General features: G+C 65.8%; 32 protein-coding genes and 1 tRNA gene. 22 read left to right on the plus strand and 11 right to left on the minus strand.

Translation table 11 applies throughout. The features are described 5' to 3' along the window. The first annotated feature begins 78 nt into the window (after positions 1-78). From VJV41_RS01750 to VJV41_RS01785, 8 genes are all read left to right on the plus strand, one after another. Positions 79-1,038, plus strand: coding sequence for a metallophosphoesterase (locus VJV41_RS01750; protein ID WP_325330465.1), 960 nt, complete (start codon positions 79-81; stop codon positions 1,036-1,038). Beyond that, complete coding sequence (locus VJV41_RS01755; protein ID WP_325330467.1) at positions 1,035-2,141, plus strand: PLP-dependent cysteine synthase family protein; 1,107 nt, start codon at positions 1,035-1,037, stop codon at positions 2,139-2,141. The genes VJV41_RS01750 and VJV41_RS01755 overlap by 4 nt, the downstream gene beginning before the upstream one ends. Positions 2,142-2,377: 236 nt before the next feature. Further along, a complete protein-coding gene (locus VJV41_RS01760; RefSeq protein ID WP_325330469.1) occupies positions 2,378-3,553 on the plus strand; it encodes a sensor histidine kinase in 1,176 nt (391 codons plus the stop codon). Then, complete coding sequence (locus VJV41_RS01765; RefSeq protein ID WP_325330471.1) at positions 3,550-4,221, plus strand: response regulator transcription factor; 672 nt, start codon at positions 3,550-3,552, stop codon at positions 4,219-4,221. Before VJV41_RS01760 ends, VJV41_RS01765 begins: the two co-directional genes overlap by 4 nt. A 75-nt stretch (positions 4,222-4,296) precedes the next feature. After that, the gene (locus VJV41_RS01770) at positions 4,297-4,560 is read left to right on the plus strand and encodes an SHOCT domain-containing protein (protein ID WP_325330473.1); all 264 of its coding nucleotides are present in this window, start codon (positions 4,297-4,299) and stop codon (positions 4,558-4,560) included. A gap of 87 nt (positions 4,561-4,647) precedes the next feature. Beyond that, positions 4,648-4,721 (plus strand) — tRNA-Pro (locus tag VJV41_RS01775). Between the two features lie 548 nt (positions 4,722-5,269). Further along, entirely contained in the window at positions 5,270-5,500 is a 231-nt protein-coding gene (locus tag VJV41_RS01780; protein WP_325330475.1) for a hypothetical protein, read from the plus strand. Between the two features lie 199 nt (positions 5,501-5,699). Beyond that, entirely contained in the window at positions 5,700-6,791 is a 1,092-nt protein-coding gene (locus VJV41_RS01785; RefSeq protein WP_325330477.1) for a PE-PPE domain-containing protein, read from the plus strand. A 77-nt stretch (positions 6,792-6,868) separates the two neighbouring features. On the opposite strand, the gene VJV41_RS01790 is transcribed toward VJV41_RS01785, so the two are convergent. Continuing rightward, complete coding sequence (locus tag VJV41_RS01790; RefSeq protein WP_325330479.1) at positions 6,869-7,228, minus strand: Rv2640c family ArsR-like transcriptional regulator; 360 nt, start codon at positions 7,226-7,228, stop codon at positions 6,869-6,871. Positions 7,229-7,321: 93 nt separating this feature from the next. On the opposite strand from VJV41_RS01790, the gene VJV41_RS01795 reads away from it, so the two are divergent. From VJV41_RS01795 to VJV41_RS01805, 3 genes are read left to right on the plus strand one after another with little or no spacing between them, the layout of a single operon-like run. Beyond that, positions 7,322-7,753, plus strand: a complete 432-nt coding sequence (locus VJV41_RS01795; RefSeq protein ID WP_325330481.1) for an ArsI/CadI family heavy metal resistance metalloenzyme — start codon at positions 7,322-7,324, stop codon at positions 7,751-7,753. Further along, positions 7,732-8,451, plus strand: coding sequence for an MIP/aquaporin family protein (locus tag VJV41_RS01800; protein ID WP_325330483.1), 720 nt, complete (start codon positions 7,732-7,734; stop codon positions 8,449-8,451). The genes VJV41_RS01795 and VJV41_RS01800 overlap by 22 nt, the downstream gene beginning before the upstream one ends. Before the next feature lie 2 nt (positions 8,452-8,453). After that, positions 8,454-8,867: an arsenate reductase ArsC gene (locus tag VJV41_RS01805; protein WP_325330485.1), complete on the plus strand. Its 414-nt coding sequence runs from the start codon at positions 8,454-8,456 to the stop codon at positions 8,865-8,867. On the opposite strand, the gene VJV41_RS01810 is transcribed toward VJV41_RS01805, so the two are convergent. Then, the gene (locus VJV41_RS01810; protein WP_325330487.1) at positions 8,864-9,103 is read right to left on the minus strand and encodes a hypothetical protein; all 240 of its coding nucleotides are present in this window, start codon (positions 9,101-9,103) and stop codon (positions 8,864-8,866) included. The two genes, VJV41_RS01805 and VJV41_RS01810, sit on opposite strands and share 4 nt — an antisense overlap. 326 nt (positions 9,104-9,429) lie before the next feature. Between VJV41_RS01810 and VJV41_RS01815 the strand changes: the two genes are divergently transcribed. Beyond that, positions 9,430-10,449, plus strand: a complete 1,020-nt coding sequence (locus VJV41_RS01815; RefSeq protein WP_325330489.1) for an iron-containing redox enzyme family protein — start codon at positions 9,430-9,432, stop codon at positions 10,447-10,449. On the opposite strand, the gene VJV41_RS01820 is transcribed toward VJV41_RS01815, so the two are convergent. Both VJV41_RS01820 and VJV41_RS01825 read right to left on the minus strand, forming a co-directional pair. Beyond that, positions 10,429-10,647, minus strand: coding sequence for a CDGSH iron-sulfur domain-containing protein (locus VJV41_RS01820; protein ID WP_325330491.1), 219 nt, complete (start codon positions 10,645-10,647; stop codon positions 10,429-10,431). The two genes, VJV41_RS01815 and VJV41_RS01820, sit on opposite strands and share 21 nt — an antisense overlap. Continuing rightward, positions 10,644-11,336 carry a HemK2/MTQ2 family protein methyltransferase gene (locus VJV41_RS01825; protein ID WP_414684856.1) on the minus strand — a complete coding sequence of 231 codons (693 nt, stop codon included), beginning with the start codon at positions 11,334-11,336 and terminating at the stop codon, positions 10,644-10,646. Before VJV41_RS01825 ends, VJV41_RS01820 begins: the two co-directional genes overlap by 4 nt. Before the next feature lie 208 nt (positions 11,337-11,544). Here VJV41_RS01825 and VJV41_RS01830 point away from each other — a divergent pair, with 208 nt between their 5' ends. Next, a complete protein-coding gene (locus tag VJV41_RS01830; protein WP_325330495.1) occupies positions 11,545-11,955 on the plus strand; it encodes a hypothetical protein in 411 nt (136 codons plus the stop codon). Positions 11,956-11,994: 39 nt separating this feature from the next. Here VJV41_RS01830 and VJV41_RS01835 read toward each other — a convergent pair whose 3' ends face one another. Continuing rightward, positions 11,995-12,981, minus strand: a complete 987-nt coding sequence (locus VJV41_RS01835) for an LLM class F420-dependent oxidoreductase (RefSeq protein WP_325330497.1) — start codon at positions 12,979-12,981, stop codon at positions 11,995-11,997. A gap of 37 nt (positions 12,982-13,018) precedes the next feature. Next, on the minus strand, positions 13,019-13,483 hold the full coding sequence (locus VJV41_RS01840; RefSeq protein ID WP_325330499.1) for a GatB/YqeY domain-containing protein: 465 nt from the start codon (positions 13,481-13,483) through the stop codon (positions 13,019-13,021). 63 nt (positions 13,484-13,546) lie between these two features. Between VJV41_RS01840 and VJV41_RS01845 the strand changes: the two genes are divergently transcribed. The 5 genes from VJV41_RS01845 to VJV41_RS01865 are packed head-to-tail and all read left to right on the plus strand — an operon-like array spanning position 13,547 to position 18,962. Beyond that, on the plus strand, positions 13,547-14,866 hold the full coding sequence (locus VJV41_RS01845; RefSeq protein WP_414684857.1) for a hypothetical protein: 1,320 nt from the start codon (positions 13,547-13,549) through the stop codon (positions 14,864-14,866). A 1-nt stretch (position 14,867) separates the two neighbouring features. Beyond that, positions 14,868-15,518: a DUF4129 domain-containing protein gene (locus VJV41_RS01850; RefSeq protein WP_325330503.1), complete on the plus strand. Its 651-nt coding sequence runs from the start codon at positions 14,868-14,870 to the stop codon at positions 15,516-15,518. Continuing rightward, the gene (locus VJV41_RS01855; protein WP_325330505.1) at positions 15,515-16,666 is read left to right on the plus strand and encodes a DUF4350 domain-containing protein; all 1,152 of its coding nucleotides are present in this window, start codon (positions 15,515-15,517) and stop codon (positions 16,664-16,666) included. The genes VJV41_RS01850 and VJV41_RS01855 overlap by 4 nt, the downstream gene beginning before the upstream one ends. Then, complete coding sequence (locus VJV41_RS01860) at positions 16,663-17,640, plus strand: MoxR family ATPase (protein ID WP_325330507.1); 978 nt, start codon at positions 16,663-16,665, stop codon at positions 17,638-17,640. Before VJV41_RS01855 ends, VJV41_RS01860 begins: the two co-directional genes overlap by 4 nt. Further along, positions 17,640-18,962: a DUF58 domain-containing protein gene (locus VJV41_RS01865; protein ID WP_325330509.1), complete on the plus strand. Its 1,323-nt coding sequence runs from the start codon at positions 17,640-17,642 to the stop codon at positions 18,960-18,962. The genes VJV41_RS01860 and VJV41_RS01865 overlap by 1 nt, the downstream gene beginning before the upstream one ends. On the opposite strand, the gene VJV41_RS01870 is transcribed toward VJV41_RS01865, so the two are convergent. Next, the gene (locus VJV41_RS01870) at positions 18,959-19,951 is read right to left on the minus strand and encodes a stage II sporulation protein M (RefSeq protein WP_325330511.1); all 993 of its coding nucleotides are present in this window, start codon (positions 19,949-19,951) and stop codon (positions 18,959-18,961) included. The genes VJV41_RS01865 and VJV41_RS01870 overlap by 4 nt on opposite strands. A 28-nt stretch (positions 19,952-19,979) precedes the next feature. Here VJV41_RS01870 and VJV41_RS01875 point away from each other — a divergent pair, with 28 nt between their 5' ends. Together VJV41_RS01875 and VJV41_RS01880 are read left to right on the plus strand one after the other, a co-directional pair. Next, positions 19,980-20,834 (plus strand): RDD family protein, encoded by an 855-nt coding sequence (locus VJV41_RS01875; RefSeq protein WP_325330513.1) that lies wholly within the window; start codon positions 19,980-19,982, stop codon positions 20,832-20,834. Positions 20,835-20,846: 12 nt separating this feature from the next. Then, complete coding sequence (locus tag VJV41_RS01880) at positions 20,847-21,815, plus strand: YncE family protein (RefSeq protein ID WP_325330515.1); 969 nt, start codon at positions 20,847-20,849, stop codon at positions 21,813-21,815. Positions 21,816-21,823: 8 nt separating this feature from the next. Here the strand turns inward: VJV41_RS01880 and VJV41_RS01885 are convergent, their stop codons facing one another. Together VJV41_RS01885 and VJV41_RS01890 are read right to left on the minus strand one after the other, a co-directional pair. Continuing rightward, a complete protein-coding gene (locus tag VJV41_RS01885) occupies positions 21,824-22,318 on the minus strand; it encodes a DUF1772 domain-containing protein (RefSeq protein ID WP_325330517.1) in 495 nt (164 codons plus the stop codon). 68 nt (positions 22,319-22,386) lie between these two features. After that, complete coding sequence (locus tag VJV41_RS01890; RefSeq protein ID WP_325330519.1) at positions 22,387-23,052, minus strand: DUF998 domain-containing protein; 666 nt, start codon at positions 23,050-23,052, stop codon at positions 22,387-22,389. Between the two features lie 79 nt (positions 23,053-23,131). Between VJV41_RS01890 and VJV41_RS01895 the strand changes: the two genes are divergently transcribed. Together VJV41_RS01895 and VJV41_RS01900 are read left to right on the plus strand one after the other, a co-directional pair. Continuing rightward, the gene (locus VJV41_RS01895) at positions 23,132-23,767 is read left to right on the plus strand and encodes a TetR/AcrR family transcriptional regulator (RefSeq protein ID WP_325330521.1); all 636 of its coding nucleotides are present in this window, start codon (positions 23,132-23,134) and stop codon (positions 23,765-23,767) included. A 9-nt stretch (positions 23,768-23,776) separates the two neighbouring features. Next, positions 23,777-24,736 (plus strand): AraC family transcriptional regulator, encoded by a 960-nt coding sequence (locus tag VJV41_RS01900; protein ID WP_325330523.1) that lies wholly within the window; start codon positions 23,777-23,779, stop codon positions 24,734-24,736. On the opposite strand, the gene VJV41_RS01905 is transcribed toward VJV41_RS01900, so the two are convergent. Continuing rightward, entirely contained in the window at positions 24,706-25,857 is a 1,152-nt protein-coding gene (locus tag VJV41_RS01905; RefSeq protein WP_325330525.1) for a cation:proton antiporter, read from the minus strand. The two genes, VJV41_RS01900 and VJV41_RS01905, sit on opposite strands and share 31 nt — an antisense overlap. A 9-nt stretch (positions 25,858-25,866) precedes the next feature. Next, the gene (locus VJV41_RS01910; protein WP_325330527.1) at positions 25,867-26,241 is read right to left on the minus strand and encodes a hypothetical protein; all 375 of its coding nucleotides are present in this window, start codon (positions 26,239-26,241) and stop codon (positions 25,867-25,869) included. Positions 26,242-26,245 lie beyond the last annotated feature (4 nt).

Below are 26,245 nucleotides of genomic sequence, written 5' to 3' on the forward strand. Positions count from 1 at the left end.
CTGTGGGTGAGCTGTGGAGTTGACCACGCAGGCCGGTGAGAGTCGGTGTGACCGAGTGACTGGCAGTACGCTCTTTCCATGCCTGCCCCTTCTACGGTGCTGAAGAACACTGCCGCCGTGACCGTTGGCTCAGTCGTCGCCGGGATCGGTTATGCGTCGATGATCGAACGCAATGCGTTCGTGCTGCGCGAGGTCACCATGCCGGTGCTGGCGCCGGGGTCGTCGCCGCTGAAGGTGCTGCATATCAGCGACATCCATATGCGGCCCAAGCAGCGGCGCAAGCAGGCGTGGCTGCGGGAGCTGGCCCGCCTGGAGCCGGACTTGGTGGTCAACACCGGCGATAACCTGGCCCACCCGAAAGCGGTGCCCGCCGTGGTGCAGTCCCTGGGTGACCTGCTCTCGGTGCCCGGTGTATTCGTGTTCGGCAGCAACGACTACTTCGGGCCGCGGATGAAGAACCCGGCGAACTATCTGACCAATCCTGGGCATCGCATTCACGGCGAGCCGCTGCCGTGGCAGGACCTGCGGGCGGCGTTCACCGAGCGCGGCTGGTTGGACATGACGCACACGAAGCGCGAGCTCGAGGTCGGTGGACTGCGGCTTGCCGTGGCCGGCGTGGACGACCCGCACCTGTCCCGCGACCGCTACGACACCATCGCGGGCCCGGCCAGCCCGGCCGCGGACCTCACGCTGGGCCTGACCCACTCGCCTGAGCCGCGAGTGCTGGATCGGTTCGCAGCCGACGGCTACCAGCTGGTGATGGCCGGTCACACCCATGGCGGGCAGCTGTGCCTGCCGTTCTATGGCGCGATCGTCACCAACTGCGATCTGGACCGCTCACGTGCCAAGGGTGCGTCGCGGTGGGGCGCGCATACACAGCTGCACGTCTCGGCGGGTATCGGTACCTCGCCGTTCGCGCCGCTGCGGTTCTGCTGCCGGCCCGAAGCCACGCTGCTGACCCTGGTGGCTGCGCCGATCGGCGGCCACGACGCCAGCACGCGGGCGGGCCAGTCCCACCCGAGCGTTTCCGTTCGGTGACTGAGAAGGCCTCAATAGCCAGTCGCGCCCAGCCACGTTCGTGGGTGGACAACGCGGTCCGGTTGATTGAGGCCGACGCCCGGCGTAGCGCCGACACACATCTGCTGCGGTATCCCCTGCCTGCAGCCTGGTGCGACGGCGTCGACGTGCAGCTCTATCTCAAGGACGAGTCCACCCACATAACGGGTAGCCTCAAGCACCGACTGGCGCGGTCGTTGTTCCTCTATGGACTGTGCAACGGCTGGATCAGTGAGAACACCACCGTCATCGAGGCGTCGTCGGGGTCGACGGCCGTGTCCGAGGCGTATTTCGCGGCGCTGCTGGGTGTGCCGTTCATCGCGGTGATGCCGTCATCGACCAGCGCAGCCAAGATCGCGTTGATCGAATCCCAAGGTGGCCGTTGCCATTTCGTGGCCGAGGCGTCACAGGTGTACGCCGAGGCGGAGCGGCTGGCCGCCGAAACGGGCGGGCATTATCTGGATCAGTTCACGAATGCCGAGCGGGCCACCGACTGGCGTGGCAACAACAACATCGCCGAGTCGATCTTCGAGCAGTTGGGCGAAGAAGCTCATCCGATTCCGGAATGGATCATCGTCGGGGCGGGCACGGGCGGCACAAGTGCGACGATCGGCCGCTACATCCGCTACCGCCGCTACGCCACCCGGCTCTGTGTCGTCGATCCGGAGAACTCGGCCTTCTTCCCGGCCTACGCGCAGGGTCGTCGCGACGTGGTGACGGGGACGTCGTCTCGGATCGAAGGCATCGGCAGACCCCGGGTCGAGCCGTCGTTCCTGCCGGATGTGGTGGACCGGATGATCGCGGTGCCCGACGCGGCGTCAATTGCCGCCGCGCGGCACGTCAGCGCTGTACTCGGCAGGCGGGTCGGGCCTTCGACAGGAACGAATCTGTGGGGTGCGTTCGAACTGCTGGCCGAAATGGTCGCCGAACGGCGCAGCGGATCAGTTGTGACCCTGCTTGCCGACAGTGGCGACCGCTATGCGGACACCTACTTCAGCGACGAGTGGCTGACCAGCCACGGGCTCGACCCCTCGGCATTCTCAGAGGTGCTGGTCGAATTCGAGCGATCGGGGCGCTGGCCCTGATCGTCGGAATCACCGGTAAGGGGCCCGTCGGAGGTCAAGAACAGCCACAACGCGGCAAGGGCGAAGAATCCCAGATAGATCGAAGCTCCCAGCCCGGTCATCTCGTGCCTCAATTCATCGGTTAATACCGTCAGTGTGCATAACGCCACCGACAAGTCACATCCATCCCGCGGCGTGTCGTGACGTACGCCTCTACGCGGACGCGGCAGTGACCGCTGCCCTACTACGGTGCGGGTATGGAGCGGGTGCGTGACGAGTTGCGCCGCCCGGCGGTCTGGCTGGTCCCGCTGGTGGTCGCGGGCATCCAGCTTGCGGGCACCGCCGGACCTCGTCATCGTCGATTCGTCGACCCGCACTGGCTGCCGCTGAACTGGTTCGGCTACCTGCTGCTGATCGCCGGTCCGCTGACGCTTCTGCTGCGCACCCTGTACCCGTATGCGGTGCTGCTCGCCGTCTTGGCGATCACCGTGGTGTACAAGTCGGCCGGGTTCGGCTACGGACCGATCTTCGTGTCGTTGATCGTGGCGTTCCTGACCGCGGCCGCGGTCGGGCCGCGATGGCGCACGTATCCGCTGCCGCTCGTGGGCTGGGTGGCCGTGGTGTGGCTGATCCCGCTTCTTCGTGGCGAGGCTATGCCGCCTGCGGTGGTCAGCACCGGCATCGCGGCGTGGCTGTTGGTGCTGCTGGCCGCCGCCGAAGGCATCCGGCAGCGCCGCGCCGTGCTCGACGCGCGCCGGCAACGCAAGGCGGCGATGGCACGGGAGGCCCGAGCAGAGCAGGAGCGACGGGCCAGCCAGGCGCGGTTGTCGATCGCGCGGGAGCTGCACGATGTGCTCGCCCACAGCCTGTCGATGATCAACGTGCAATCCTCGGTGGCGCTGGAACTGCTCGGCGAGCATCCCGAGCGGGCGGGCCCGGCGCTGGCAGCGATCAAAGAGGCGAGCAGACAAGCGATTTCGGATGTGCACTCGTTGGTTACGGCACTGCGGGCGGAGAACGGCCAGCCCACTGCGCCGACGCCGGGGATCGCGGACCTGGACGGGCTGGTGGGTACGGCACGCACGACCGGACTGACCGTGACGACGGCCGTGCGTGGTGAGCCGCGGCCGCTGCCGGCGGTGATCGACGTCGCGGCAGCCCGTATCGTGCAAGAGTCGCTGACCAATGTGGTGCGTCATTCGACCGCCGAAAATGCCGACGTGACAGTGACTTACGGGACTGACCAGCTGGACGTCGCGGTCGACAACGACGGGCGGCCACTGAACGCGAGCCCGTCGTCGGGCGGCAGCGGGATCACGGGGATGACGGAGCGTGCCCGCGCACTGGGTGGCGACTTGTCGGTGCGTCGGCAACCCGGCGGCGGATTCAGCGTGCGTGCCACATTGCCCATCGAAAGCATTAGCGGCTCATGACAATTCGCGTTCTCGTCGCCGACGATCAGGCGCTTGTACGGGCAGGTTTCGTCGCGCTGCTCGACGCCCAGGACGGCATCGAGGTGATCGCACAGGCCGAGACGGGGTCAGCCGCATTGGCGGCCGCGCGTGACCTGCGGCCCGATGTGGTGCTGATGGATATCCGGATGCCGGACATGGACGGCCTGGCTGCGACGCGGGAGATCGCCGCCGATCCGGCGCTGTCGGGTGTCCGCGTGGTGGTGCTGACGACGTTCGAACTCGACGAGTACGTCTTCGAAGCGATGCGGGCCGGGGCGAGCGGGTTTCTGGTCAAGCACACCGAGCCGACGGAGCTGGTGCGGGCGGTCCGGGTGGTCGCGGACGGCGACGCGCTGCTGTCCCCTTCGGTGACGCGCAGGTTGGTCTCAGAGTTCGCGGCGCGCGCTAAACAATCGGGCGGTCCGCAGACCGCGCTGGCAGAACTGACCGCGCGGGAGCGTGAGGTGATGGCGCTGGTGGCGGAGGGTTTGACGAACGCGGAGATCGGCGAGCGTCTGTTCATGAGCCCGGCGACGGCTCGCACCCATGTGAGCCGGATCTTGACCAAACTGCGCGCACGGGACCGCACACAGTTGGTGGTGATGGCGTACGAGAGCGGACTTGTCCGGCCGGGCTGGCGGAGCTGATACGCGTGCGGGCGTATCGAGATTGGCGACTGCAGACGGATGCCATGACGGCGCCCGAGGCGCAAGCTCGATGGCATGAGCATCTACGAAATCTCCCCATCCGCAACTATGTTCCTGGCCGACGAGAACGAGCGATGGGGCCACTACGGCTGGCACCCCTGGTTCTTCGTCGCGCGCCTGGTGTTCCTGGCGCTGGTGATCACCGCCATCTGGCTGATCGTGCGAGCCCGACGTGGCCTCCACGGCATCCGTACGCTGCGCGACGCCTACGCCAAGGGCGAGGTCAACGAGGCCGAGTACCGCGAGCGCCTGGCTGTGCTGAAGGAAACCCGCCGCTAGTTGATGCGCTCACCCCGCGTGGACGAGCGCGACGATATGCGTTTGGCTTCACCGGCCGCCGGTGCGATACGCTGTCGTGGCTTCACGCGGGGTGTGGCGCAGCTTGGTAGCGCGCTTCGTTCGGGACGAAGAGGTCGTGGGTTCGAATCCCGCCACCCCGACTGCGTATGTACTGATTTCAGGCCGTGGCCGGTCGATCCGGTCGCGGCTTTCTTGCGTTCTGGCACGCAGTAGAACCGCTGGATCGATCAACACAAGCCGCGGCGAGTAAGTCGAATTTGTCTGGTCCGTAAATAGTTCCTATGTTTGCTGTAATCCGCGATAGCCAACACGAATTGTCGCAGGTTCACGTTCGGCGTAACGCAGCCGCCGAGGGTGATTGGTACGTCGCTGGGCAAGTCACAGACCATTGCTAGGACTACTAACAGCGGGCCGCGTCGACGCGAGCTGCGCTCCGAACGTACGACAACCTGACCGCTGATGAATACGGCGTCGACCTCGCAGATGTGTGGCATTTTTGTTTGCTTCGGTGTTGGTCAGCGGCGAGCTTCTGTTGCCTGTTCAATGACATTATTGGGTTTGCTTGTTCTACTGCCAGCTACTTGTTAACGTCACCCGCATCGCGGTGGGAAAGCTACGACGATGTGCGATAGAGCTATCTCGACAAGCATAGCCGTAGTGATCCTGTAGCTGCTCACACCACATCGAGGTGGCAGGGGGTACCTGTGTCGACACCATTGACGTCACTGCAGGCCGCGACCGCGACTCCACCCGCCTCGACATCTTCGCTGTGGCGCGCAGGTATCGCTGCACTCCGCGCGCGCACGGTCGGCTTGCTGAGTTCCCCGTCGGCGGCACAGGCAAGTACGTCAGAGATCTCGGTATCGACGACAGCTGCCTGCCGTGGACCACAGGCAGCTGGCTTCGAGTCGTCGAATGAATTTTCTGCATCTGACTTGGCAACCATTCCGGCGTCTCATTCGACGACAGATCCCGAGACACATTGCTGTCCAACGGAATTCAATCTCAATTCAGAGATTTGGACAAACGACATGAACCGATACCTCGCGTCGCTAGCGACATCCACCGCGATAGCTCTCGCTATCTGCCCAACCGTGCGCGCCGAGACGATGCTCATCGTGCCAGGCACGCGTTCCGAGCTATTCGGGGTGTTCCCACTCCCAGGTGTCGCCATCCCCGGATACCCGGCCAGCGTCGGCAGCGGGTTCTACCCTGACGCCGATGTCACCGTCATCGACTACCCCGCATCCAGTTGGCCATTGTCTGGGTTGAACACGCCAACCGTCGGCGCCTCCGTCGTGACCGGCGCAGCCAACCTCGACACCGCCATCAAAGCCGCAGACGGGCCGGTCCTCGTGACCGGCGCATCACAGGGCGCGATGGTGATCAACCGCGAACAGGACCGCCTGGCAAATGATCCCGATGCGCCACCACCGGATCAGTTGAAGTTCATCGTGTTCAGCGATCCGCAACGCGGCGTCTTCTCGACACTGCTTCCGGAAGGCACCTACATCCCCATCGTGGACTTTCAGACCCGTGCGCCGCTGGAGAGCCAGTACGACACGATCTTGGTGGTCGCGGAGTACGACGGTTGGGCTGATTTCCCTGATCGACCATGGAATCTCGTCTCTGTCGCCAACGCGCTGATGGGGGCGGCCACCGTTCATGGCACAGTAGCGCTGGTTGACCCCACGACCGTGCCCCCTGAGAACGTCACTGTCACAACGAATTCAAAGGGGGCGACAACAACCACCTACCTGGTACCGACAGAGCATCTGCCGTTGACTCAACCGCTGCGCAATCTCGGTGTGAATGAGCGGATCGTGGACAACGTCGACAAATTCCTTCGGCCCATCGTGAATGCCGGGTACTCCCGCAACGACGACGCTGCCGTCGCGCAACGGCCGTATGTGTCTCACGGCGAGATCCGTATCAACAAACCAGCGGCAGACCCAGCCATCCAGTCAGTGGCTACGACGCCCGATCCTGAACCGGAGGCGCCAGCCGACAAGACACAGGAACCCCAACGCGGCGCTTCCAAACCTCAACCCGAACCAGCGCAGCGGACTACCGCGACGCTCAACGACAAGCGCCGCGCGGACCGTCTATCTGAGCGCGATGACAGCCGTACCGAGCGACAACAGACGCGGCAGCAGGACCGCGAGGAACACGACGGCCAGAAGGACGGCGGCCAGAAGGACGACCAGTGAGCGCAACGGCTTCCGTAGCCAAGGCGCGAAGCGCATATTTCAGCGCGAAACCGCGACTTTGCGTCTCGCCGAGATGCTCAGCGGCAGCAGTTTGGATCCAGCACCGTGCACAGCGCCACCAGCGACTCACGTCGCGGTCGGTGGTAGACGTTCATGCCGCGCCGTTCCGATTCGACAAGTCCCGCCCGCCGCAGCTGAGTCAGGTGGTGGCTGACCGTCGATTCCGTCAGCCCCACCGTTGCAGCGAGATCCGAGCTGCACTCTTCGCCGGCTTCACTGCTGAACAGCAACGAGACCAGCTTGACTCGCACCGGGTCGGCCAGCGCCTTCAGTCGCAGCGCGATCTCCAGAGCCGCATCGTCCTCGAGTGGGCCGGCGGCGACCGGCGAGCAACACACCGGGGCAGAGATGTCGACCATCGGCAGCGTCTTGGGCATGTAAACAGGATGCCATAGGCTCTTGACATATATCGAAGAGGTGTGCATTATCGGCACTAGTTCGATATAAGTCACACAGGTGCGGAGGTCACCATGTCACGGGTCCAGCTCGCTCTCAACGTCGACAACCTCGATGAAGCCGTCCAGTTCTACTCCAAGCTGTTCAACACTGCGCCAGCCAAACTCAAGGACGGCTACGCCAACTTCGCCGTAGCCGAACCGCCTCTCAAGCTGGTTCTGTTCGAGAACCCAGGCACGGGCGGCACGCTCAACCACCTCGGGGTCGAGGTCGAATCCAGCGACACGGTTCACACCGAGATTGCCCGCCTCGCCGGCGAAGGACTGTTCACCGAGGAAGAGATGGACACCACGTGTTGCTTCGCCACCCAGGACAAGGTCTGGGTCACCGGACCCGCCGGCGAGAAGTGGGAGGTCTACACGGTGCTCGCCGACTCCGAGACGTTCGGCGCCACCCCGGAGCCAGCCGACGCACGACAGACCGCGTGTTGCGCCGGCGACTGCTAGCCGAATTCGCCGGCACGGCTCTGCTCGTCACCGTCGTCGTCGGATCGGGTATCGCCGCTGCGCAGTTGTCGCCCAACGACATTGGTTTGCAGCTGCTCGAGAACTCGACGGCGACCGCGATGGGCCTCGCGGTGCTGATCCTGCTATTCGGTCCGGTGTCCGGTGCTCACTTCAATCCGGTCGTATCGCTCGTCGACTGGTTGTTGGGCCGCCGTTCGGGTTCAGGAATCGGCGGCGCAGATCTGTTGGCCTACAGCGTTGTTCAAGTCGTCGGTGGCATCGCCGGCGCAGTGCTGGCCAACGTGATGTTCGACCGCCGCGTGTTCGAGCTGGCCACGAAGGACCGCGTCAGCGCTGGCCATCTCGTCGGCGAAGTAGTCGCAACGGCAGGCCTGATCGCGCTGATCTTCACGTTGGCGCGAACAGAACGGGCGGCATTGTCAGCCGCCGCCGTCGGCGCCTATATCGGGGCCGCCTATTGGTTCACCAGTTCGACCTCGTTCGCCAATCCCGCTGTGACCGTTGGCCGTATCTTCTCAGATACATTCGCTGGCATCGCGCCCAGTTCGGTTCCTGCGTTCATTGCCGCCCAGCTCGTCGGCGGATTCGCCGGCGCCGCTTTGGTTCTCGCGCTGTATCCCGACGTCGGCCAAACCGCCGACGACGTCGTCGTGCCCCACATCGAACCTTTGGAGTGACCGTGTCCAAACCGACAGTCCTATTCCTCTGCACGCACAACGCAGGCCGGTCGCAGATGGCGATGGGGTTCTTCGAGCGGTTCGCCTCAGACCAAGCCGCGGTCTACTCCGGGGGTTCCGAACCGGCCGACCACGTCAACCCGGCCGCCATCGCCGCGATGGCCGAAAAGGGCATCGACATCGCTCACAAACAACCCAACCGCTGGACCAACGAAATGGTCGAAGCGGCCGACGTGGTGGTGTCGATGGGATGCGGAGACACCTGCCCGGTGATCCCGGGACGCCGTTACGAGGAATGGACTCTGCCTGATCCGGCGGGACAGTCGCTGGATGCGGTGCGACCGATACGCGACGAGATCGAACGGCGCGTTCGGGGCCTTTTGGACGAGCTCGGCGTCAGCTCAACAACTGGTTAGGCGAAGATACCGACGCCAGGACCGGGCTTGGGCTGCAGCTTCATGTAGACCATCACCGAACTCAGCTCAACCATGCCGACCACCAGCACCGGCCACAGGCCACCGGCGATCAAGCTGATGAAAAGCGGACGTGGTGCGGGTGAGCGCTTGTCAGCCAGCCGCTTGCTCGCGGCATACGCCACGAAAGTGACAGGCAACCAGCCACACAGGTAGATCAACACCAATGTGTCGACCACGCGTAAAACCCCCTCGACCCGACAACGCTGGGAGCCGACTTCCCCACCAACTGTAGAACGAAACCAACCCGCACGACGCTAGGCTCGCGACCTTGCAGGTGGACTTGCGCTACAAGCGGTGGTTCCCGCCCTTCTCCAGTACTTTTCGGCCTCGGACCCAAACATTGCCGTATCGAGCCGAAAAAAGACAGCCTCCGTATGGGATCCGGTTGGGGATTCCGCAGCGGAATTGCGTTCTACGCCAGCATCACCAATCCTGATGCGGCCGTCGAGATGTGCGCTCGAAAGTAGTTTGACCCACGCCGAAGTGGGGAATTACATGGCCCGTGACTTTGCCATCCACGTCTGTCGAACCCAAACTCCCGCGGGCTGTCGGGCCTCTTTCATCGGCAGTCATCGACACGCTTCAACGCGGCCGGCCCGCCTTGCACGCCTGGCCGATCGACGTTCCGGTGTGTGAGGCCGACCCGTACGGCCTGGATCTACAGCTGGCGCTTTACGTTTGCTACGAATTGCACTACCGCGGATTCGCCGGGGTCAACCCGAAGTGGGAGTGGAATCCGGGTCTGCTGCATGCGCGCGGACGGCTCGAAGAGGCGTTCCTGAGCGCGGTTCGTCAGGACGTCGACGAGATCGGCTCGGGCCAAACCGCCGCCGACGAGATGGACCGGCTGTCGGTCGAGCCGATCGACGGCGAGGGCCCGTCGTACTACTTGAGGGACAAGGGCTCCTGGGAGCAGATGCGGGAGTACTTCGTGCACCGCTCGCTGTATCACCTCAAGGAGGCCGACCCCCACGCGTTCACCATCCCGCGGTTGATCGGGCAGGCCAAGGCGTCGTTCGTGGCGGTGGAATTCGACGAGTACGGCGGTGGCCGCGGAGCCCAGATTCACCAGCAGCTCTTCGCCGACCTGATGGACGCCGCCGGGCTCGACTCGACGTATCTCGCATTCATCGGCGAAGTACCCGCCGATGCGCTGGCGTCAGTCAATCTGATGTCACTGTTCGGACTGCATCGCGACCTGCGCGGCGCCGCGATCGGGCATTTCGCGTCGACGGAGATCACCTCGTCGCCCGGGGCGCGGCGACTGGCCGAAGCGCTCGAACGGATGGGCGCACCGCAGCCGTGCGTTGGCTTCTACCTCGAACACGTCGAAGCCGATGCGGTTCACGAACAAGTGGTCCGCACCGACGTCGTCGGCGATCTGATCGCACGGGAACCGCGGCTGGAGCGTGACGTCGTCTTCGGCATCAGGGCCCGTGACGTCGTCGAGGACCGCCTCGCGGCACATCTGATGGACTGCTGGACCGCGGGCCGCTCGTCGCTACGCCGACCGCTTGGCTGACTGCTCGGCTCGCCCGCGGCAGCGGTGGCTGGTGTCGCACAGCGGATAGCTCTTGCTGCGGCGGCATGTGCAGATCGCAACCATGAACCGGTCGGATTCCACGACGCTGCCGTCGGGCATCTCGATGCGCACCGGTCCCTCGACCATCACCGGTCCGGACGGAACGACTCGCACGATGCGGGATTCGTTGTCACTCATGGCTTGTCCGCTCGGATGACCAACAGTTCTTCCTCTCGGCGGCCGGGCTCGAGGCGACCCGTGTCTTCCAGCCACTGCGCGCGCGACGACAGCACCGGGCCGAACGGAATCCACTGCCATGCAATGACTTCGGCATCCAATCCGGCGCTCGCCAGCGTCGCAAGCGTTTGACGCGGGGCCGCGAACTCGGACTGCACCAGCAGCAGGCTTCCGCCGTCTGCGAGCAAGTGAGGTGCGGCCGCGCAGAGCGGGTCGAGGACGAGCCGCCCGTCGTATCCCGCATCCCACGCCCGCGCGGGCCCGATATGCGGTGGAGGCTGCGCGCCCTCGACGCTTGGATCATGCGGTACGTACGGCGGATTGCAGACGACGAGGTCGTAGGGGCCGAATTCGACGGCACGCGCCCATGATCCGAGGTGCACCGCGACGTCGACGCCGGCGGCCACAGCGTTTCGCCTCGCGCAATGCACGGCCCGGGGACAGATGTCGAAGGCGGTGACCTCTGCAGCGCCCTGCGCGTACGCGGCGACTGCCACCACCCCGGTGCCGGTACACAGGTCGGCAACCCGGTTTCGACGTGCCAGTCCCGTCTTCTCCATCACGTCGATGAGCAATTGCGAGTCTTCTCGCGGGGTATAGACGTCTTCTGCGATGGCTGGGATATCCAGGTCGGTGTATGCGGTTGTCAACATCGGCCTTTCGACAGTTCTTCGCTGCGTGTCACAGCACTGCCGTGATTAATGCCCCGTATCGCGGTTGTTAAACCGCTGCTACAGGTTTTGATTCGGTGCCTGGCGGGCACACCGGATCCGTGCACGCATCCGAGATCGCCGCGTTGCCAGTTCGGCTGGGCGCAGCCATCCGCCGCAGGATCTGCGGTCGTGCTCACCATGGGATGTGCTGCTGGCCTCGACCGTCGCCAACAGCAGGCTGATGCTCGCTCCGATGACGTCATGGTCGGGCGCGACGTTTTCAAGCCTGATGCCGTTGCGCTATGAAGGCCGACTGTGGTGGGTGCGTGCCCGGCTTGCGTCCGATGTCGACGCAGCGGGTTTGTCGCTCGACCCAATCCGCGAGCTAATCAGTTCCAGCGGAATCGATTTCGACATCGAACAGGCTGCAGGAATTCGCGGCGCCTTCTCGCCGATGGCCCGATTGACGCTTCGGAACCTCGATCCCAGCTGCGACGACATCGGCGTCGATCCGATATTGCACAGCGATTCGGAAGTAAGTCTGGAACCCCGCTGGCTCAGCCATTTCCGTCGCGCGGCTTATCGGCGCAGCCGCGAAGGCCGCACCGCCGCCTGACCTACGCGGTGAGCTCCTGGTCGGGCCCGGCCGTTCGTTTCAGTGAGATTCGGTGTGTAGCTTCTCCAGCAGTGAGCCGGCCGCCTCCTTGAGGAACAGTTCTTGGGAGTCGTCGCCGACCTGAACCAGTGCGATGTCGGTGAAGCCGGCCTCCCAGTACTTGCGGACCGCGTCGACGATCGCGTCGAGATCCGGTCCGCACGGGATGGATTCGGCCACATCCTCCGGCCGCACGAACTGCGTAGCACCGTGGAAACCGGCCGTCGTCGGCAAATCGGAGTTGACATGCCAGCCGCCGGCGAACCAGCGGAACTGGTCGTGGGCACGTCGCACAGCGGCATCGCGGTCCGGATCCCAGCAGATCGGTATCTGCCCGATCACCCGGACATCGTGAGGCAGCCCCGTAGCGCGTCGCGCATCGTGCCACGCATCGACGATCATCTTGTTCGGCTCGACGGCGATCAGATGGTCCGACAGCGGCGCGAACATCTCCACGGACCGCTCTCCCGACACCGCGGTGGCGATGGCGACCGGCGTCTCGGGGACGTCCCAGAGTCGCGCCGAATCGACTTCGAAGTACTCGCCTTTCCAGTCGACGAGCTCGCCGGTGAACAGCTCACGGATGATCTGAATGGCCTCCTTGAGCATCTGCTGGCGCCGCGACACCGTCGGCCAGCGGCCACCGACCACGTGCTCGTTGAGGTTTTCGCCGCTGCCCAGACCGAGGGTGAACCGTCCGTCGGCGAGTATCTGCAAGGTGGCGGCTTTTTGCGCGACGACGGCGGGGTGATAGCGCATCGTCGGGCATGTCACGTAGGTAAACAGCTCGACGTGGTCGGTGGCGTGAGCCACCGCGCCGAGCACAGACCACGCGTAGGGCGCGTGGCCTTGCGATGAGAGCCACGGGAAGTAATGGTCGGAAGACACTTCGAAGTCGAATCCCGCGCGCTCCGCCGAAACGGCATAGTGGACAAGCTCTTTAGGTCCACTCTGTTCTGTCATCAGGGTGTAGCCAAAACGCGTCATGCGTCCCGGATACCCGGACGCTCAGCCCTGAAAACGACTACAGCCGGGCCTTGACCGCCGCTGACAGCCGGGCGCCATCGGCCTTGCCCGCGGCGATCGCCGTCGCGGCCTTCATCACCTGCCCCATCTGCCGCATGCTGGGCCGCTCGCCGATGTCTTCGGCGACTTGCGCGATCGCGGTGTCGGCGACGTCGGCCAGCTCCGCCTCGGTGAGCGGCGTTGGCAGGTACTCGTCGATGACGCGGGCCTCGGCGTGTTCGTTGGCGGCGAGCTCCCCGCGTCCGTTCTGGGTGTATATCTCAGCCGATTCGGAGCGCTTCTTTGCCTCCTTGGCCAGCACCTTGAGCACCTCGGCGTCGGTCAGCTCCCACGACTCCTTCCCCGCGACCTCCTCTGTCTGGATCGCGGCCAACAGCATCCGCAGCGTCGCGGTGCGCAACTTGTCCTGCGACTTCATTGCGGTCGTCAGGTCTGAGCGCAAGCGATCCTTAAGTTCCGCCATGAGGCAAACGCTACGCCACGCCCCACACGCATCACGTTGTCAATTTGGACGGTGATCGACAGGATGGTGGCCATGAGCAACGACGCCGACGGGTCATCTACGGCCGGCCCGCCGCCGCCGGGCTATCCGCCGCCGGCCTACCAGGGCGATCCGGCGTACCAGAGCTATCCGCCACCCGGTGCCCATTCGCCTCCCGGATACCCACCTCCCGGGTATGCGCCGCCGCCCGGATACCCGCCGCCCGGTTACGGCCCGCCGCCGGGTTATGCACCCCAGCCCGGCTATCCGCCTCCGGGTTACCCGCCGCCCGGTTATCCGCCGCCTGGCTATCCGCCGCCCGGTTACCCGCCACCGGGTTATCCGCCGCCCGGGTATGCGCCGCGCTATGGACCTCCGGTGATGCCGCTGGCGCTCAAGCCCGGCGTCATTCCGCTGCGGCCGTTGAGCCTGTCCGACATCTTCAACGGCGCCGTCGCGTACATCCGGGCCAATCCCAAGGCGACGCTGGGACTGACCACCATCGTGGTGGTCATCGCCCAACTCGCGGCGCTGCTGTTGTCGGTGGGCCCCTTCGCCTTTACCGGCCAGCTCGAGCCGACACTGGCCGGCGGCGAGGTGTCAACGGGCATGCTGCTCGGCTCGTCGGCATCGAGCCTCGCCGGCGCGCTCGCGACCGGGCTGTCGTCGATCCTGTTGAGCGGCATGCTCACTGTCGTGGTCGGCCGGGCCGTCTTCGGGGCGAATATCACCATCGGCGAAGCGTGGCAACGACTTCGGCCGCGGCTGTGGGCGCTCATCGGCTTCACAGCGCTCGAAGCGATCGGCGCGGTTGTCTTGTGCGCAGTCGTGGTGGGCATCATCGTCGGGGTCGCGCTGGCCGCCAACGGCGCCGCGGCCGCCGTCGTGGGGGTGCCGTTGGTATTGGGATTGCTTGCGGCGCTGATCTATCTCGCCACGATGCTGGCATTCACGCCGTCGCTGATCGTGTTGGAACGCCTTGAGATCTTTCCTGCGATTGCGCGGTCCTTCAAGTTGGTCAGGGGAGACTTCTGGCGGGTGTTCGGCATCCGGCTACTCGCCGTTATCGTCGCCGAGGTTGTCGCCACCGCCGTCGCGGTGCCCTTCAGCTTCGGCGGTCAAATCCTCTTGATCTCCGCATCTTCCACGGTCGCAGCACTCATTGCGCTTGTCTTGCTCGCGATCGGCGGCGCGATCGCCCAGATCATCACCGCGCCGTTTACCGCAGGTGTCGTCGTCCTGCTCTACACCGACCGCCGCATTCGCGCGGAAGCGTTCGACCTCGTGCTGCAGACTGGCGCCGCGTGGGGGTCCGGTGCTCCGCCTGATTCCACAGACCATCTGTGGCTGACCCGCCAGGGCTGACGTGCCGACCATCGACATCGACCGTGATGCCGCTCACGAAGCCGCGCGACATGAGCTCGGAAAACCGATCTACCCCAAGGCATCACTGATCGACCGCATCTACGACTGGATCGGCGAACTGCTCTACAAGCTGTTAGTGAAGGGCTCCTCCCTGCCGGGTGGCTGGTTCACGCTCACTGTTCTGCTGATCCTGGTCGTGATCGCCGTCGTCGTCGCTGTGCAGATTGCGCGGCGCACGATGCGCACGAATCGCGGTGGCGGCTACGGTTTGTTCGGCGAACACGAACTCAGCGCCGCCGAGCACCGGGCGACGGCCGAACAGTTCGCCGCATCGGGTAATTGGGCTGCGGCCATCCGTCATCGGCTCAGAGCGGTGGCGCGGCAATTGGAAGAGACCGCGGTGCTCGACCCCGTCCCCGGCCGAACGGCAACCGAACTCGCGCGCGACGCCGGGCGCGCGCTGCCGAATCTTGCCACCGAATTGCTCCGCGCGGCAGAGGCTTTCAACGACGTCACCTACGGCGAACGACCCGGGACCGAATCGGCCTACCGGATGATCGCCGACCTCGACGACCATCTGCGGCTCCACACCCAGGCAGCCACCACTCCCGCAACTACTGCACCGCCCGATAGCTGGGCCGAAGTGCGATGACCGACGTCGATACCGCCGTCGGCCCCACCGTCGTCCAGCGGTGGCGCAGTGCGCGTTGGGTGTTGCTGGCAGTGGCCGTCATCGTCGGCGTCGCCGCGTTGAGCACCTATCTGACCGCCCCGCGGCCGGGCGGCCGGATGGATCCCGCCTCGACGTCGCCAGAAGGGGCACACGCGCTGGTCACGTTGCTGCGTGACCACGGAGTAGACGTGATCGCAGCCGACGACATCGGCGCGGTGGAGAGCGCCGCGCGTCCCGGCACGCTGCTGGTGGTTGTGCAGACCTTCCATTTGATCGATGACGACCTGCTGCGGCGGTTGGCCGACCTGCCCGGCGACCGGTTAGTGGTCGAACCGGTCTCGCGCACCCGCGAGGCGCTCGCGTCGGAGATCCGGCTCGACGGCGCAACTACGTTCGGCGGCGCAAAGCCGGACTGCGACCTGCGGGAGGCCAAGCGCGCCGGTGGGGTCCAATTCGGACTGAGCGACGCCTACAAGGCTTCCGGCGAGGTGCCCGTGACGCGCTGCTACGACGGCGCGCTGGTCCGGTACTCCCACGGCGGACGCGACGTGACTGTCGTCGGCACCGCCGACTTCATGACCAACGAGGGACTGCTGAAGGAAGGCAACGCCGCCCTCGCGATGAACCTCGCGGGGACGCGTCCCAGGGTGATCTGGTACGCCCCGCAGCACAGTGAAGGTGGCGGTGAATCAGGCGGCGGCGCATCCATTTCCGATTTCATCCCCGATCAGGTCACCTGGATTGTCTGGCAGCTGTGCCTGGCCGTCGCGCTGCTGGCGGTGTGGAAGGGCCGGCGCGTCGGTCCGCTGGTTGCCGAGCAGTTGCCTGTGGTCGTGCGTGCATCGGAGACCGTCGAGGGGCGCGGCCGGCTGTATCGGTCGCGGCGAGCACGTGACCGGGCCGCAGAAGCGTTGCGCACGGCAACCCTTCAGCGGCTACTGCCCCGCCTCGGGCTCGGGCACGGAGCGCAGCCGCCGGCGGTCGTGCAGGCCGTCGCCGAGCGGAGCGGGCTGAACCCACATGCGGTGGCGCACACACTATTCGGCCCGCCGCCACCAAGCGACCCCGTCTTGGTCAACCTCGCTCACGAACTCGACACCATCGAAAGGCAGGTCGCACAGTCGTGACTCAGCCAACAACACAGGACGCTGCGACATCAGAATCCGCGCGAAACGCCTTGCTGGCGTTGCGTGCTGAGATCGCCAAAGCCGTCGTCGGACAAGAAGCGGTGGTGAGCGGTCTGGTGATCGCACTGTTGTGCCGCGGTCACGTCCTGCTCGAAGGTGTTCCCGGCGTGGCGAAGACACTGCTCGTACGCACACTCGCGGCTGCGCTGCAGCTCGAGTTCAAGCGGGTGCAGTTCACCCCCGACCTGATGCCCGGCGACGTCACCGGTTCGCTGGTATATGACGCCCGCACGGCCGAATTCGAGTTCCGCACCGGACCGGTGTTCACGAACCTGTTGCTGGCCGACGAGATCAACCGCACCCCACCCAAGACCCAGGCCGCGCTGCTGGAAGCGATGGAGGAACGCCAGGTCAGCGTCGAAGGCGAGGCGCGGCCACTGCCCGATCCGTTCATCGTCGCCGCGACGCAGAACCCGATCGAATACGAGGGCACCTACCAGCTCCCCGAGGCACAACTGGACCGGTTTCTGCTGAAGCTCAATGTGCCACTGCCGCCGCGGGAACAGGAGATCGCGATCCTGGACCGGCACGCCCGCGGCTTCGACCCTCGCGACCTGTCCTCGGTGCAGCCCGTCGCGGGGGCCGCCGAACTGAGCGCCGGACGTGAAGCCGTGCGCCAGGTGCTTGTCGCCGACGAGGTGCTCGGTTACATCGTAGACATCGTTGGCGCAACACGGCATTCGCCGTCGCTGCAGCTCGGTGTGTCGCCGCGTGGAGCGACGGCTCTGCTGGCGACCGCACGGTCGTGGGCGTGGCTGTCCGGCCGCAACTACGTGACACCCGACGACATCAAGGCAATGGCCCGTCCCACTCTGCGGCACCGCATCCAGCTGCGCCCCGAGGCCGAACTGGAAGGCGCCAATCCCGACGGCGTGCTCGAGGGCATCCTCGCGGCCGTGCCGGTACCACGCTAGTGGTTCTCACCGGCCGCACCGGCCTGGTCGCGCTGATCTGCGTTCTGCCGATCGCTTTCTCACCCTGGCCTGCAACGACTTTCGTCGTTCTGCTGGCAGTCTTGACGGTGGCGGTGATCGTCGATGTTGCGCTCGCGGCGAGCACCCGCCGATTGGTGTGCAGCAGGCACGGGGAAACCGCGGCGCGGCTGGGGCAACCCGTCGATGCCGTGCTTGTCGTCGAAAATCCCGGCGGCCGTCGCTTTCGGGGGCAGATCCGCGACGCGTGGGCGCCGAGTGCACGCGCCGAACCGCGCACGCACCCGGTCGATCTCGGGCCGGGCCAGCGCGTTCGACTGGTCACGCAACTGCGTCCCGTTCGCCGCGGCGATCAGCGCTCCGCGCTGGTCACCGCCCGATCAATCGGGCCACTGGGGTTGGCTGGACGGCAGAGCTCGCACCGAGCGCCCTGGCAGATCCGGATTCTGCCGCCGTTCCTGTCGCGCAAGCATCTCCCGTCGCGACTGGCCAAATTACGAGAGCTCGAAGGCATGACGCCGGTGTTGATCCGCGGCCAGGGCACCGAATTCGATTCTCTGCGTGAATATGTCATCGGCGACGACGTCCGCTCCATCGACTGGCGTGCCACCGCACGGCGCGCCGACGTCGTGGTGCGCACGTGGCGGCCCGAACGTGACCGCCGTGTGGTCATCGTGCTCGACACCGGCCGCACGTCGGCAGGCCGCGTCGGCGTCGACCCGACCGCCAGCGATCCCGGCGGCTGGCCCCGGCTGGACTGGTCGATGGACGCCGCGCTGCTGCTGGCCGCGCTCGCCGCGCGCGCGGGAGACCACGTCGACTTCATCGCCCACGACCGCCTACCCCGGGCCGGCGTGTACAACGCCTCGCGTACGGAGCTGCTGGCACAGCTCGTCGAGGCGATGGCCCCGCTGCAGCCGGCCTTGGTCGAATCCGATTCGCGCGCCATGGTGGCCGCGGTGCAGCGCCGTATCCGGCGACGCGCCCTGGTGGTGCTCCTGACGGACCTGAACGCGTCGGCGCTTGACGAAGGCTTGATGGGCGTGCTGCCGCAGCTATCCGCCAAGCATCAGGTGCTGTTGGCTGCGGTCTCCGATCCGCGCGTCGAGCTACTCGCCGCAGGCCGCGCGGACGCGGCCCAGGTGTACGACGCGGCCGCCGCAGAACGGGCCCGCAACGATCGGCGAGACATCGCGTCACGGCTACGTCGCTCCGGCGTCGACGTGGTTGACGCCCCGCCGGAAGAATTGGCCCCGGCACTGGCCGACCACTACCTCGCGATGAAGGCCAGCGGCCGGCTCTAACCCGTGGGCACCACGTCAGGCGCGTCCTCGACGTCGCCTGATTCGCCCGCTCTGGCGGCTTTGCGTCCGAAGTGGAATATGTAAGACAGGAACGCGATTTCGGCCGCCACGCCGATACCGATGCGGACAAACGTCGGCAGCGGCGACGGCGTCACCATCGCCTCGATCAACCCCGATACCAGCAGCACACCCACGAGGCCGACCGCGACCGCGACGACGGCCCTGCCCTGTTCGGCCAGCACCTGCCCGCGCGCCCGGTTGCCGGGCGACACCACCGACCAGCCCAGCCGCATTCCTGCCGCACCAGCCAAGAACACCGCCGTCAGCTCGAGCAGTCCGTGCGGAGTCAGTAGGCCCAGCAAGATGTCGGCCTTCCCGGCGTCGAACATCAAACCGGCGATCACTCCGAGATTCGCCGCGTTCTGGAACAGCACATACGGGATGGGTAGCCCGAGCAGGACCGCGAACCCGATGCATTGAGCGGCAACCCACGAATTGTTCACCCACACCTGTAACGCGAACGACCCGGCCGGATTCTCGCTGTAGTAGGAGGCGAAGTCCTTGTTCACCAATTCGTCTATCTCGCTTGGCGTTCCGATGGCTGACTGCACTTCGTGATTACCCGACACCCACATGGCGATCAGCGCGGTGACGAAGAAGAACACCACCGCGGTGCCCAGCCACCACCGCCAGGCCCGGTACGCGACGACCGGGAACGACACCGTCCAGAATCTGATGAACTCGCTCCACAGCGGCGCATGCGCACCCGTCACCGCCGAACGTGCCCGCGCCACCAAGCCGGACAGCCGGCCGATCAGCACTGAGTCGGACGACGCCGACCGCACCATCGACAAGTGGGTCGATACCCGCTGGTAGAGGTCGACCAGTTCGTCCACCTCGGCACCCGTCAACCGCCGACGCAGCTTCACCAGCGCCTCGAGCCGGTCCCACGTCGGGCGATGCGCGAGTACGAACGCGTCGACATCCACCTGGCAAATCCTAGTAGCGTGGGCGGTTATGGTCCGCCAGCAAGAACCCGTGGTGACCGGGGACGCGGTGGTGCTGGACGTGGCGATCGCGCAGTTACCGGTGCGGGCGCTGTCGGCGATGATCGACATCGCCGTGATATTCGTCCTCTACATCATCGGCGTGCTGCTGTGGGCGGCCACACTGCTGGACCTCGACGATGCGCTGTCGGCCGCGGTGCTGATCATCTTCACCGTGTTGGCCTTCGTAGGCTATCCGATCGCATTCGAGACCGCAACGCGCGGGCGGTCACTCGGCAAGATGGCACTCGGCCTTCGCGTGGTATCCGACGACGGTGGCCCGGAACGGTTCCGGCAGGCCTTGTTTCGCGCGCTGGCCGGCGTGATCGAAATCTGGACCTTCGCCGGCGGCCCTGCGGTGATCTGCAGCCTGTTGTCGCCCAAGGGAAAGCGGATCGGCGACATATTCGCCGGCACGGTGGTGATCAGCGAGCGAGCGCCCCGGCTCGCACCGCCGCCACCGATGCCACCGCAGTTGGCGTGGTGGGCGTCCTCGCTCCAGCTGTCCGGCCTTCGTCCCGAGCAGGCCGAGCTGGCCCGTCAATTCCTTTCGCGCGCATCGCAATTGGATCCCGGCGTACGCGACCAGATGGCCTACCGGATCGCGGGTGAAGTCGTCGCGCAGATATCGCCTCCACCTCCGCCTGGCGCGCCGCCGCAGCTCGTCCTCGCTGCTGTGCTCGCCGAGCGGCATCGGCGGGAATTGGCGCGGCTGCAAGCACCTCCGGCAGCACCGCCGCACCTGAGCCCGCCCGCCGCACCACCTCCGCCATGGAGTCCGCCACCCGCCTCGCCGGACGGCGGCGGGTTCATTCCGCCGAGCTAAGGGACAGACGTCGTGAACAGGAACGTGTACATGCGCGGCTTTGCGGTCGGTGCGCTCGTCCTGAGCCTCACAGGGTCTGGAACCGCTTCCGCCGACGAGTCGGTTGGACAGCCAAGCGTCACAGCGACGTTCACCGTCGGCGCCGGTCCGATGCTCGACGTGGCGACAGACCCTTCCACTCACCTCGCATACGTGACGAGCAGCGGCGACGGCTCCCTGTACGCCGTCGACGCCCAATCGCGCACCGCGACAATCAAGGTGGGTGAGGCGCCCTCTGGGGCAGCCGTGGATCCGACCACGCAGACCGCGTACATCACGAGCGAAAACACTGTGTCCGTCGTCGACCTCGCGTCACGCGCCGTTGCGGGGACGATCGCGGTCGGCAACGATCCGCAAGGTGTCGAGGTGGATCCGTCGACCCACACTGTCTATGTCGCGAATGTGGCTGACGGCACGGTCTCGGTGATCGACGCGGTATCCCGGGCGGTGACCGCGACGATCAAGGTCGGCAACTCGCCGGCCAAGATGGGCGCCGATCCGCTGAGCCACCTCCTCTACGTGTCCAACCGGGGCGACGGCACAGTGTCGGTCGTCGATCCCGCGAAATCGGCGGTCATCCAGACAATCCCCGTCGGGCGAGGTCCGAGCGACGTCGCGGTGGACCCGCCCACCCATACCGCGTTCGTCCCCAACGCGCACGACGATTCGGTGTCGGTCCTCGATCTCGACAATCTGGCAGTCATCGCCACGATCGAGGTCGGGAGTCAACCCGTTGCGGCGACAGTAGATTCCGACGCGCACAGCGTTGTCGTCACCAACTTCGGCAGCGCCTCTGTATCGGTGATCGATACCAACCAACGGGCTGTCACCGATACCGTCGAGGTTGGCAACGGTCCGCAATACGTCGCTGTGGATCCGACCACGCACATCGCCTGGGTCGTCAACGAAACGGACAATTCGATCTCGGTGATCCAACGCTAGCCACCGCATCAGCGGTAGCGCAGGCCGAGCAGCATCAGCGCGGCTCCGATCACGCCGGTGGCGCTGCGGGCGTGATTCCATGCCGTCCACGTCGAGAAGTACGCCTGCCATTCGCGTGCCGCATCGGCGGGCGACAAGCCGACGGGGTTCAGGGTGTCTAGGTGGTTGTTGAGCGGCACGTTGAACGCCATCGTGATGATCGCGCCGAGGATGGCGAAGACGGCACCCGCCAGAAGCCAGGCGCTGCCGGGCTGTCGCAGCTGGATCACGGCGATGACACCGACCACCAGGGCCAGAATCGTCGCCCCGAAGTAGGTGAGTAGAAACGCGGCGTTGGAGTTCGCCTCGGTGTTGATGCCGCGCATCGCAGTGAGGGCGTCCAGCGGGCCGGTGCGGTCAAGGCCGCGCATCACGAATGTGGAGAACACATACATCATTCCGCTTGCGACAGCAGACAGGATCGCGGCGATGGAGGTCAGGATGACGAAGGGGCTCGTATTCATGGGCTGAAGTCAACCGGGCCGTATCGCGATGATCCATCGTTTGCCGTCCGAACCGCATACGCGTGCGTCTACGCCTGTCCCACGGTGCGATAGAGCTTGACCGACACGGCGGTCAGCCACGCCCAGACCAGGATGACGGCAGCCGTGAACACCAGAATCGTTGCGGCGCCTCCGGATCCGGAAGACAGTGCGATGAAGCTGCCGCCGAACGCGACGCCCGTGATTCGTGAGAACCATGCCCACGAGGCTTGCCCTGCGCGGCCGAACCACGCCGCCAGCACGAAACATGCAGCGATCAGGCAGGCGAAACCTAGGCCCGCCACTGCGAAATGGACCATGCCGTGCCAGCTGACTTCGCCTATGCCTGGCGGCGTGCCCGGCGGGAAGCCGTCCGACGGGTCGGGCCGGAAGAAACCCGCGACGACGAGCGCAGCGCCGTATCCCCCGACCAGACCCGACGCCCATGCCGACAAGCGACCTGGTCCGAGCGCACGCCGGACGCCAACCGCCGCGGCGATCGTCATCGCGCCGGTGATGAGGAAGTTGGCGATCTGGATCCAGCCCAGGTCCCCGTTGGCGAGCTGACTGGCCGCGTGCCGCGTCGGGTCGAACCCATCGCGAGTCGCGGCCTGGACCGCGACCACCACGACATAGATAGGGCCGACGATGACGCCGTAGCCGAGCAGGGACTTGGTGATCCGCACCGGTAGTGGCGGGCAATCGGTGGTGGTCATGACGTCCTCCATGTCAAACTGGAACTAGACGGTACAGTACCGAGAACTAGACTGTCTAGTACTGCATAGAGGAGGCGGCATGACCGAACCGGTGCTCGGACGTTCGGCGCTCAAGCGACAGACAATCCTGTCGGCGGGCCGCGACCTGTTCTTGAGCAACGGCTATCAGGGCACCAGCGTCGACCAGATCGCCGCGTCGGCCGAGGTGTCCAAGCAGACGGTCTACAAACACTTCGGCGACAAACAGGAACTTCTGCTGGCGATCGTGAACGGCGCGCTAGAGACCACCGTGACACCGTTCCTCGGGCGGATCGCCGCGCTGGCGAAGACCACCGACCTGCAGGCAGATCTGACGGATCTCGCGGCCGACTACCTCCGCGCGGTGCTGCAGGAACCCGTCGTGCAGTTGCGCCGACTGGTCGTCGGTGAGGCGAACCGGGTGCCGGCACTGGCCCAGCAGTACTACGAACAGGCGCCGGCCCGCACGCTCGCTGCGCTCGCCGAGTGCTTCTCTGCGTTACACGACCGCGGACTGCTAGATGTGCCCCAACCCACTTTGGCCGCAGAGCATTTCGCTTTTCTCATCGTCGGGCGGTGCATCGACCAGGGGTTGTTTTGCGGAGGGCCGCAGGTGCTTTCGAGTGTGGACGTCGACGGCTACGTCAGCGCCGGCGTACGCGTCTTTCTGGCCGCCTATCAACCACGCACGGGATAGGCTCCCGGCGTGGACGCCGTGGTCGGCCTGCTCGACGGTGTGAGAGCGCGAGGCGCATTCGTGTTGCGGATGATGATGGATCCGCCGTGGTCGATGAGCATTCGCGACGAGGCACCGCTGACGTTGATCTGCCAGATCCACGGCAACGCCGCGATCGTCCGCCAGAGCAGCGAAACGATCTGGCTCCGACCCGGTGACGTCGCGCTGACCCGCGGCACCGAGCACTACATCTTCGCCGACGACCCGGCCACCACCCCGATGGTCGTCATTCATCCGGGGCAGCGCTGCACGACGCTGTCCGGTGAGGATCTGCGGTTCGAAATGTCGATCGGGGTGCGCACATGGGGCAACAGCCCGTCGGGGGCGAACCGGTCGGTCATCTGCGCCTACGAGGGCCGCAGCGAGGTGAGTGCGCGACTTCTCGACTCGTTGCCGACCGTGTTGGTGCTGCGCGCCGACGAATGGGACACGCCACTGGTGAATCTGTTGGCCACCGAGGCCGGTTGCGACGGCTCAGGCCAGGAGGCATACCTGGACCGATTGCTCGACCTACTGCTGATCGCGGTGCTGCGGACGTGGTTCGACCGCGACGCAAACGCGCCGACATGGTGGCACGCCGAGCACGACCCCATTGTCGGCCCGGCGCTGAAACTGATCTACAACAATCCTGCCCATCCGTGGACGGTCGCCAATCTCGCTGCTGCCGTTGGCTGTTCGCGTGCGGTATTCGCCCGCCGCTTCACCGAACAGGTCACAGAGCCGCCGATCGCTTTCCTGACCAGTTGGCGGCTGGCACTAGCGGCCGACCTGCTGCGGACCAGTCAGGCCACCATCGCCGCCGTGGCGCGCCAGGTCGGCTACAGCACACCGTTTGCATTGAGTAGTGCGTTCAAACGCGCTTACGGCGTCAGCCCAAACACGCACCGCGCGACCTCGGCCTATTCGGCCGATGCGACGGGAGCGCTCTGATGCCGGGCCGCGAGCACTCCGGCAAGCGACGTCGTCGCAACGGTGACCAGTGCGCCGAGCATCAATGCCGACGGCTCACCCGGCCCCAGCAGGTGCTGCTCGGTGCCCAGCGTCGCAGCGGCGACCGGAACCCCGAGCTGCGCGGCGGCCAGCACCGCCAACGTCAGCGGCTGCCCGAACAACCGGCCCACACAATGCGCGAGCACCGCGCCCAGCCCCAGGCCGACGCCGAGCAGGATCAGCCAGGGATGTTCCCCAAGCTCGCGTACCTGCAGCGAGGCGCCCAGCCAGACGAAGAACAGTGGCCCGAAGAAGCCCTCGGTGATGCCGAACAGCTGGCGCGCGAGCCGGCGCGGTTCGCCGACCGCCGACACCACCAGGCCCAACGCGAAGCCCGCCAACATGATCGATACGTGCGTGCCGATCGCCAAGGCGCACAACGTGAACAGCACGATCATGCTGAGCCGCAGTTCGAGCGCGAAGCGGCGCTTCTGCGAGAAGTAGTGTAATCGCCTTCGCCATCCACGGCGGTGGGCCGTCCACAGCCCGAAGTACAGGGCGACCGCGCAACCGGCGATGGCCAGCGCCCCGAGGGCCGCGCGGGGCGCTTGTCCAGGGTTGATCACCAACGGCAGCAACACGATTGACGTGGCGTCGGCGATGGCGATCTGCGCCGTCACCGATAGCACTGGCGCACCGCCGAGGCCCAGCGAGTCGATCACCGGAAGCGCAAGGGCCGCCGAGGATGACGCCATCAGCACTGCATACAGCGCTGCGTGCCCGGTATCGAATGCCTGTGCCAGCACCACACCGAGGACAGCCGCGGCAGCTCCGACGGCGACCGCACGGACCAACGCCCTCGGGATCGCCGTTCGCAGCGTCGTGTCGCGCACGGGCACGTGGGTGCCGACCACGAACATCACCAGCGCGAAGCCGATGTTCGCCAGCAGCGTGAACGTCGGATTGGTGTGGTCGACGATGCCGAACCCCGTCCTGCCGACCACCAGGCCCGCGATCAACTCGCCGATGACGACGGGAATCGCAAACCGCGGCATCGATGCGAGCAGTGGTCCCGCCATCCCGATGACGGCGAGCAGCGCCAGCGTGTCGAGACCGAACATGTCAGCGCACTATTGCCAGGACGCCAAATGGCAAGGAATATCGGTATTTTCGTCGGTGAGATAGCTGGCACAAACGCGGTGATAGCCGTCGGCGATCTGTAGCGCGTATCCACCAGTCGCGCTGCCGCGCACGAGCAGGATCGGCGAGAGTTTCTTGCCGTCACTGATCTTGGATAGATCCGATCGCACGTGAGCGTTGGTCTCGGCCAACAGCTTCAGACTGGCAGCACGCAAGATGTCCTTGGCCTTTTGATATACCGGCTTCGCCGCCTTGAGCGCGGCGACGGTCTTGTCCACCGAGTCCTTCTCGGCGAGCATGCTCAGGTAGGCCGCCGCCGCGTCGTAGTCGTGAGCCTCAGGTTGGTCCAGCCACTTAACCGCCATGGCC

The organism is Mycobacterium sp. (assembly GCF_035274705.1).
In the GTDB taxonomy this organism is placed as follows: domain Bacteria; phylum Actinomycetota; class Actinomycetes; order Mycobacteriales; family Mycobacteriaceae; genus Mycobacterium.

Excerpts from the sequence above, each read along its gene's own strand:
- VJV41_RS01845 (WP_414684857.1), top strand. The coding sequence starts at position 13,547 with ATGGTGGCCATGAGCAACGACGCCGACGGGTCATCTACGGCCGGCCCG.
- VJV41_RS01765 (WP_325330471.1), top strand. The coding sequence starts at position 3,550 with ATGACAATTCGCGTTCTCGTCGCCGACGATCAGGCGCTTGTACGGGCA.
- VJV41_RS01835 (WP_325330497.1), bottom strand. The coding sequence starts at position 12,981 with ATGACGCGTTTTGGCTACACCCTGATGACAGAACAGAGTGGACCTAAA.
- VJV41_RS01795 (WP_325330481.1), top strand. The coding sequence starts at position 7,322 with ATGTCACGGGTCCAGCTCGCTCTCAACGTCGACAACCTCGATGAAGCC.
- VJV41_RS01855 (WP_325330505.1), top strand. The coding sequence starts at position 15,515 with ATGACCGACGTCGATACCGCCGTCGGCCCCACCGTCGTCCAGCGGTGG.
- VJV41_RS01905 (WP_325330525.1), bottom strand. The coding sequence starts at position 25,857 with ATGTTCGGTCTCGACACGCTGGCGCTGCTCGCCGTCATCGGGATGGCG.
- VJV41_RS01770 (WP_325330473.1), top strand. The coding sequence starts at position 4,297 with ATGAGCATCTACGAAATCTCCCCATCCGCAACTATGTTCCTGGCCGAC.
- VJV41_RS01885 (WP_325330517.1), bottom strand. The coding sequence starts at position 22,318 with ATGAATACGAGCCCCTTCGTCATCCTGACCTCCATCGCCGCGATCCTG.
- VJV41_RS01750 (WP_325330465.1), top strand. The coding sequence starts at position 79 with ATGCCTGCCCCTTCTACGGTGCTGAAGAACACTGCCGCCGTGACCGTT.
- VJV41_RS01890 (WP_325330519.1), bottom strand. The coding sequence starts at position 23,052 with ATGACCACCACCGATTGCCCGCCACTACCGGTGCGGATCACCAAGTCC.
- VJV41_RS01840 (WP_325330499.1), bottom strand. The coding sequence starts at position 13,483 with ATGGCGGAACTTAAGGATCGCTTGCGCTCAGACCTGACGACCGCAATG.
- VJV41_RS01875 (WP_325330513.1), top strand. The coding sequence starts at position 19,980 with ATGGTCCGCCAGCAAGAACCCGTGGTGACCGGGGACGCGGTGGTGCTG.
- VJV41_RS01790 (WP_325330479.1), bottom strand. The coding sequence starts at position 7,228 with ATGCCCAAGACGCTGCCGATGGTCGACATCTCTGCCCCGGTGTGTTGC.
- VJV41_RS01895 (WP_325330521.1), top strand. The coding sequence starts at position 23,132 with ATGACCGAACCGGTGCTCGGACGTTCGGCGCTCAAGCGACAGACAATC.
- VJV41_RS01820 (WP_325330491.1), bottom strand. The coding sequence starts at position 10,647 with ATGAGTGACAACGAATCCCGCATCGTGCGAGTCGTTCCGTCCGGACCG.
- VJV41_RS01910 (WP_325330527.1), bottom strand. The coding sequence starts at position 26,241 with ATGGCGGTTAAGTGGCTGGACCAACCTGAGGCTCACGACTACGACGCG.
- VJV41_RS01760 (WP_325330469.1), top strand. The coding sequence starts at position 2,378 with ATGGAGCGGGTGCGTGACGAGTTGCGCCGCCCGGCGGTCTGGCTGGTC.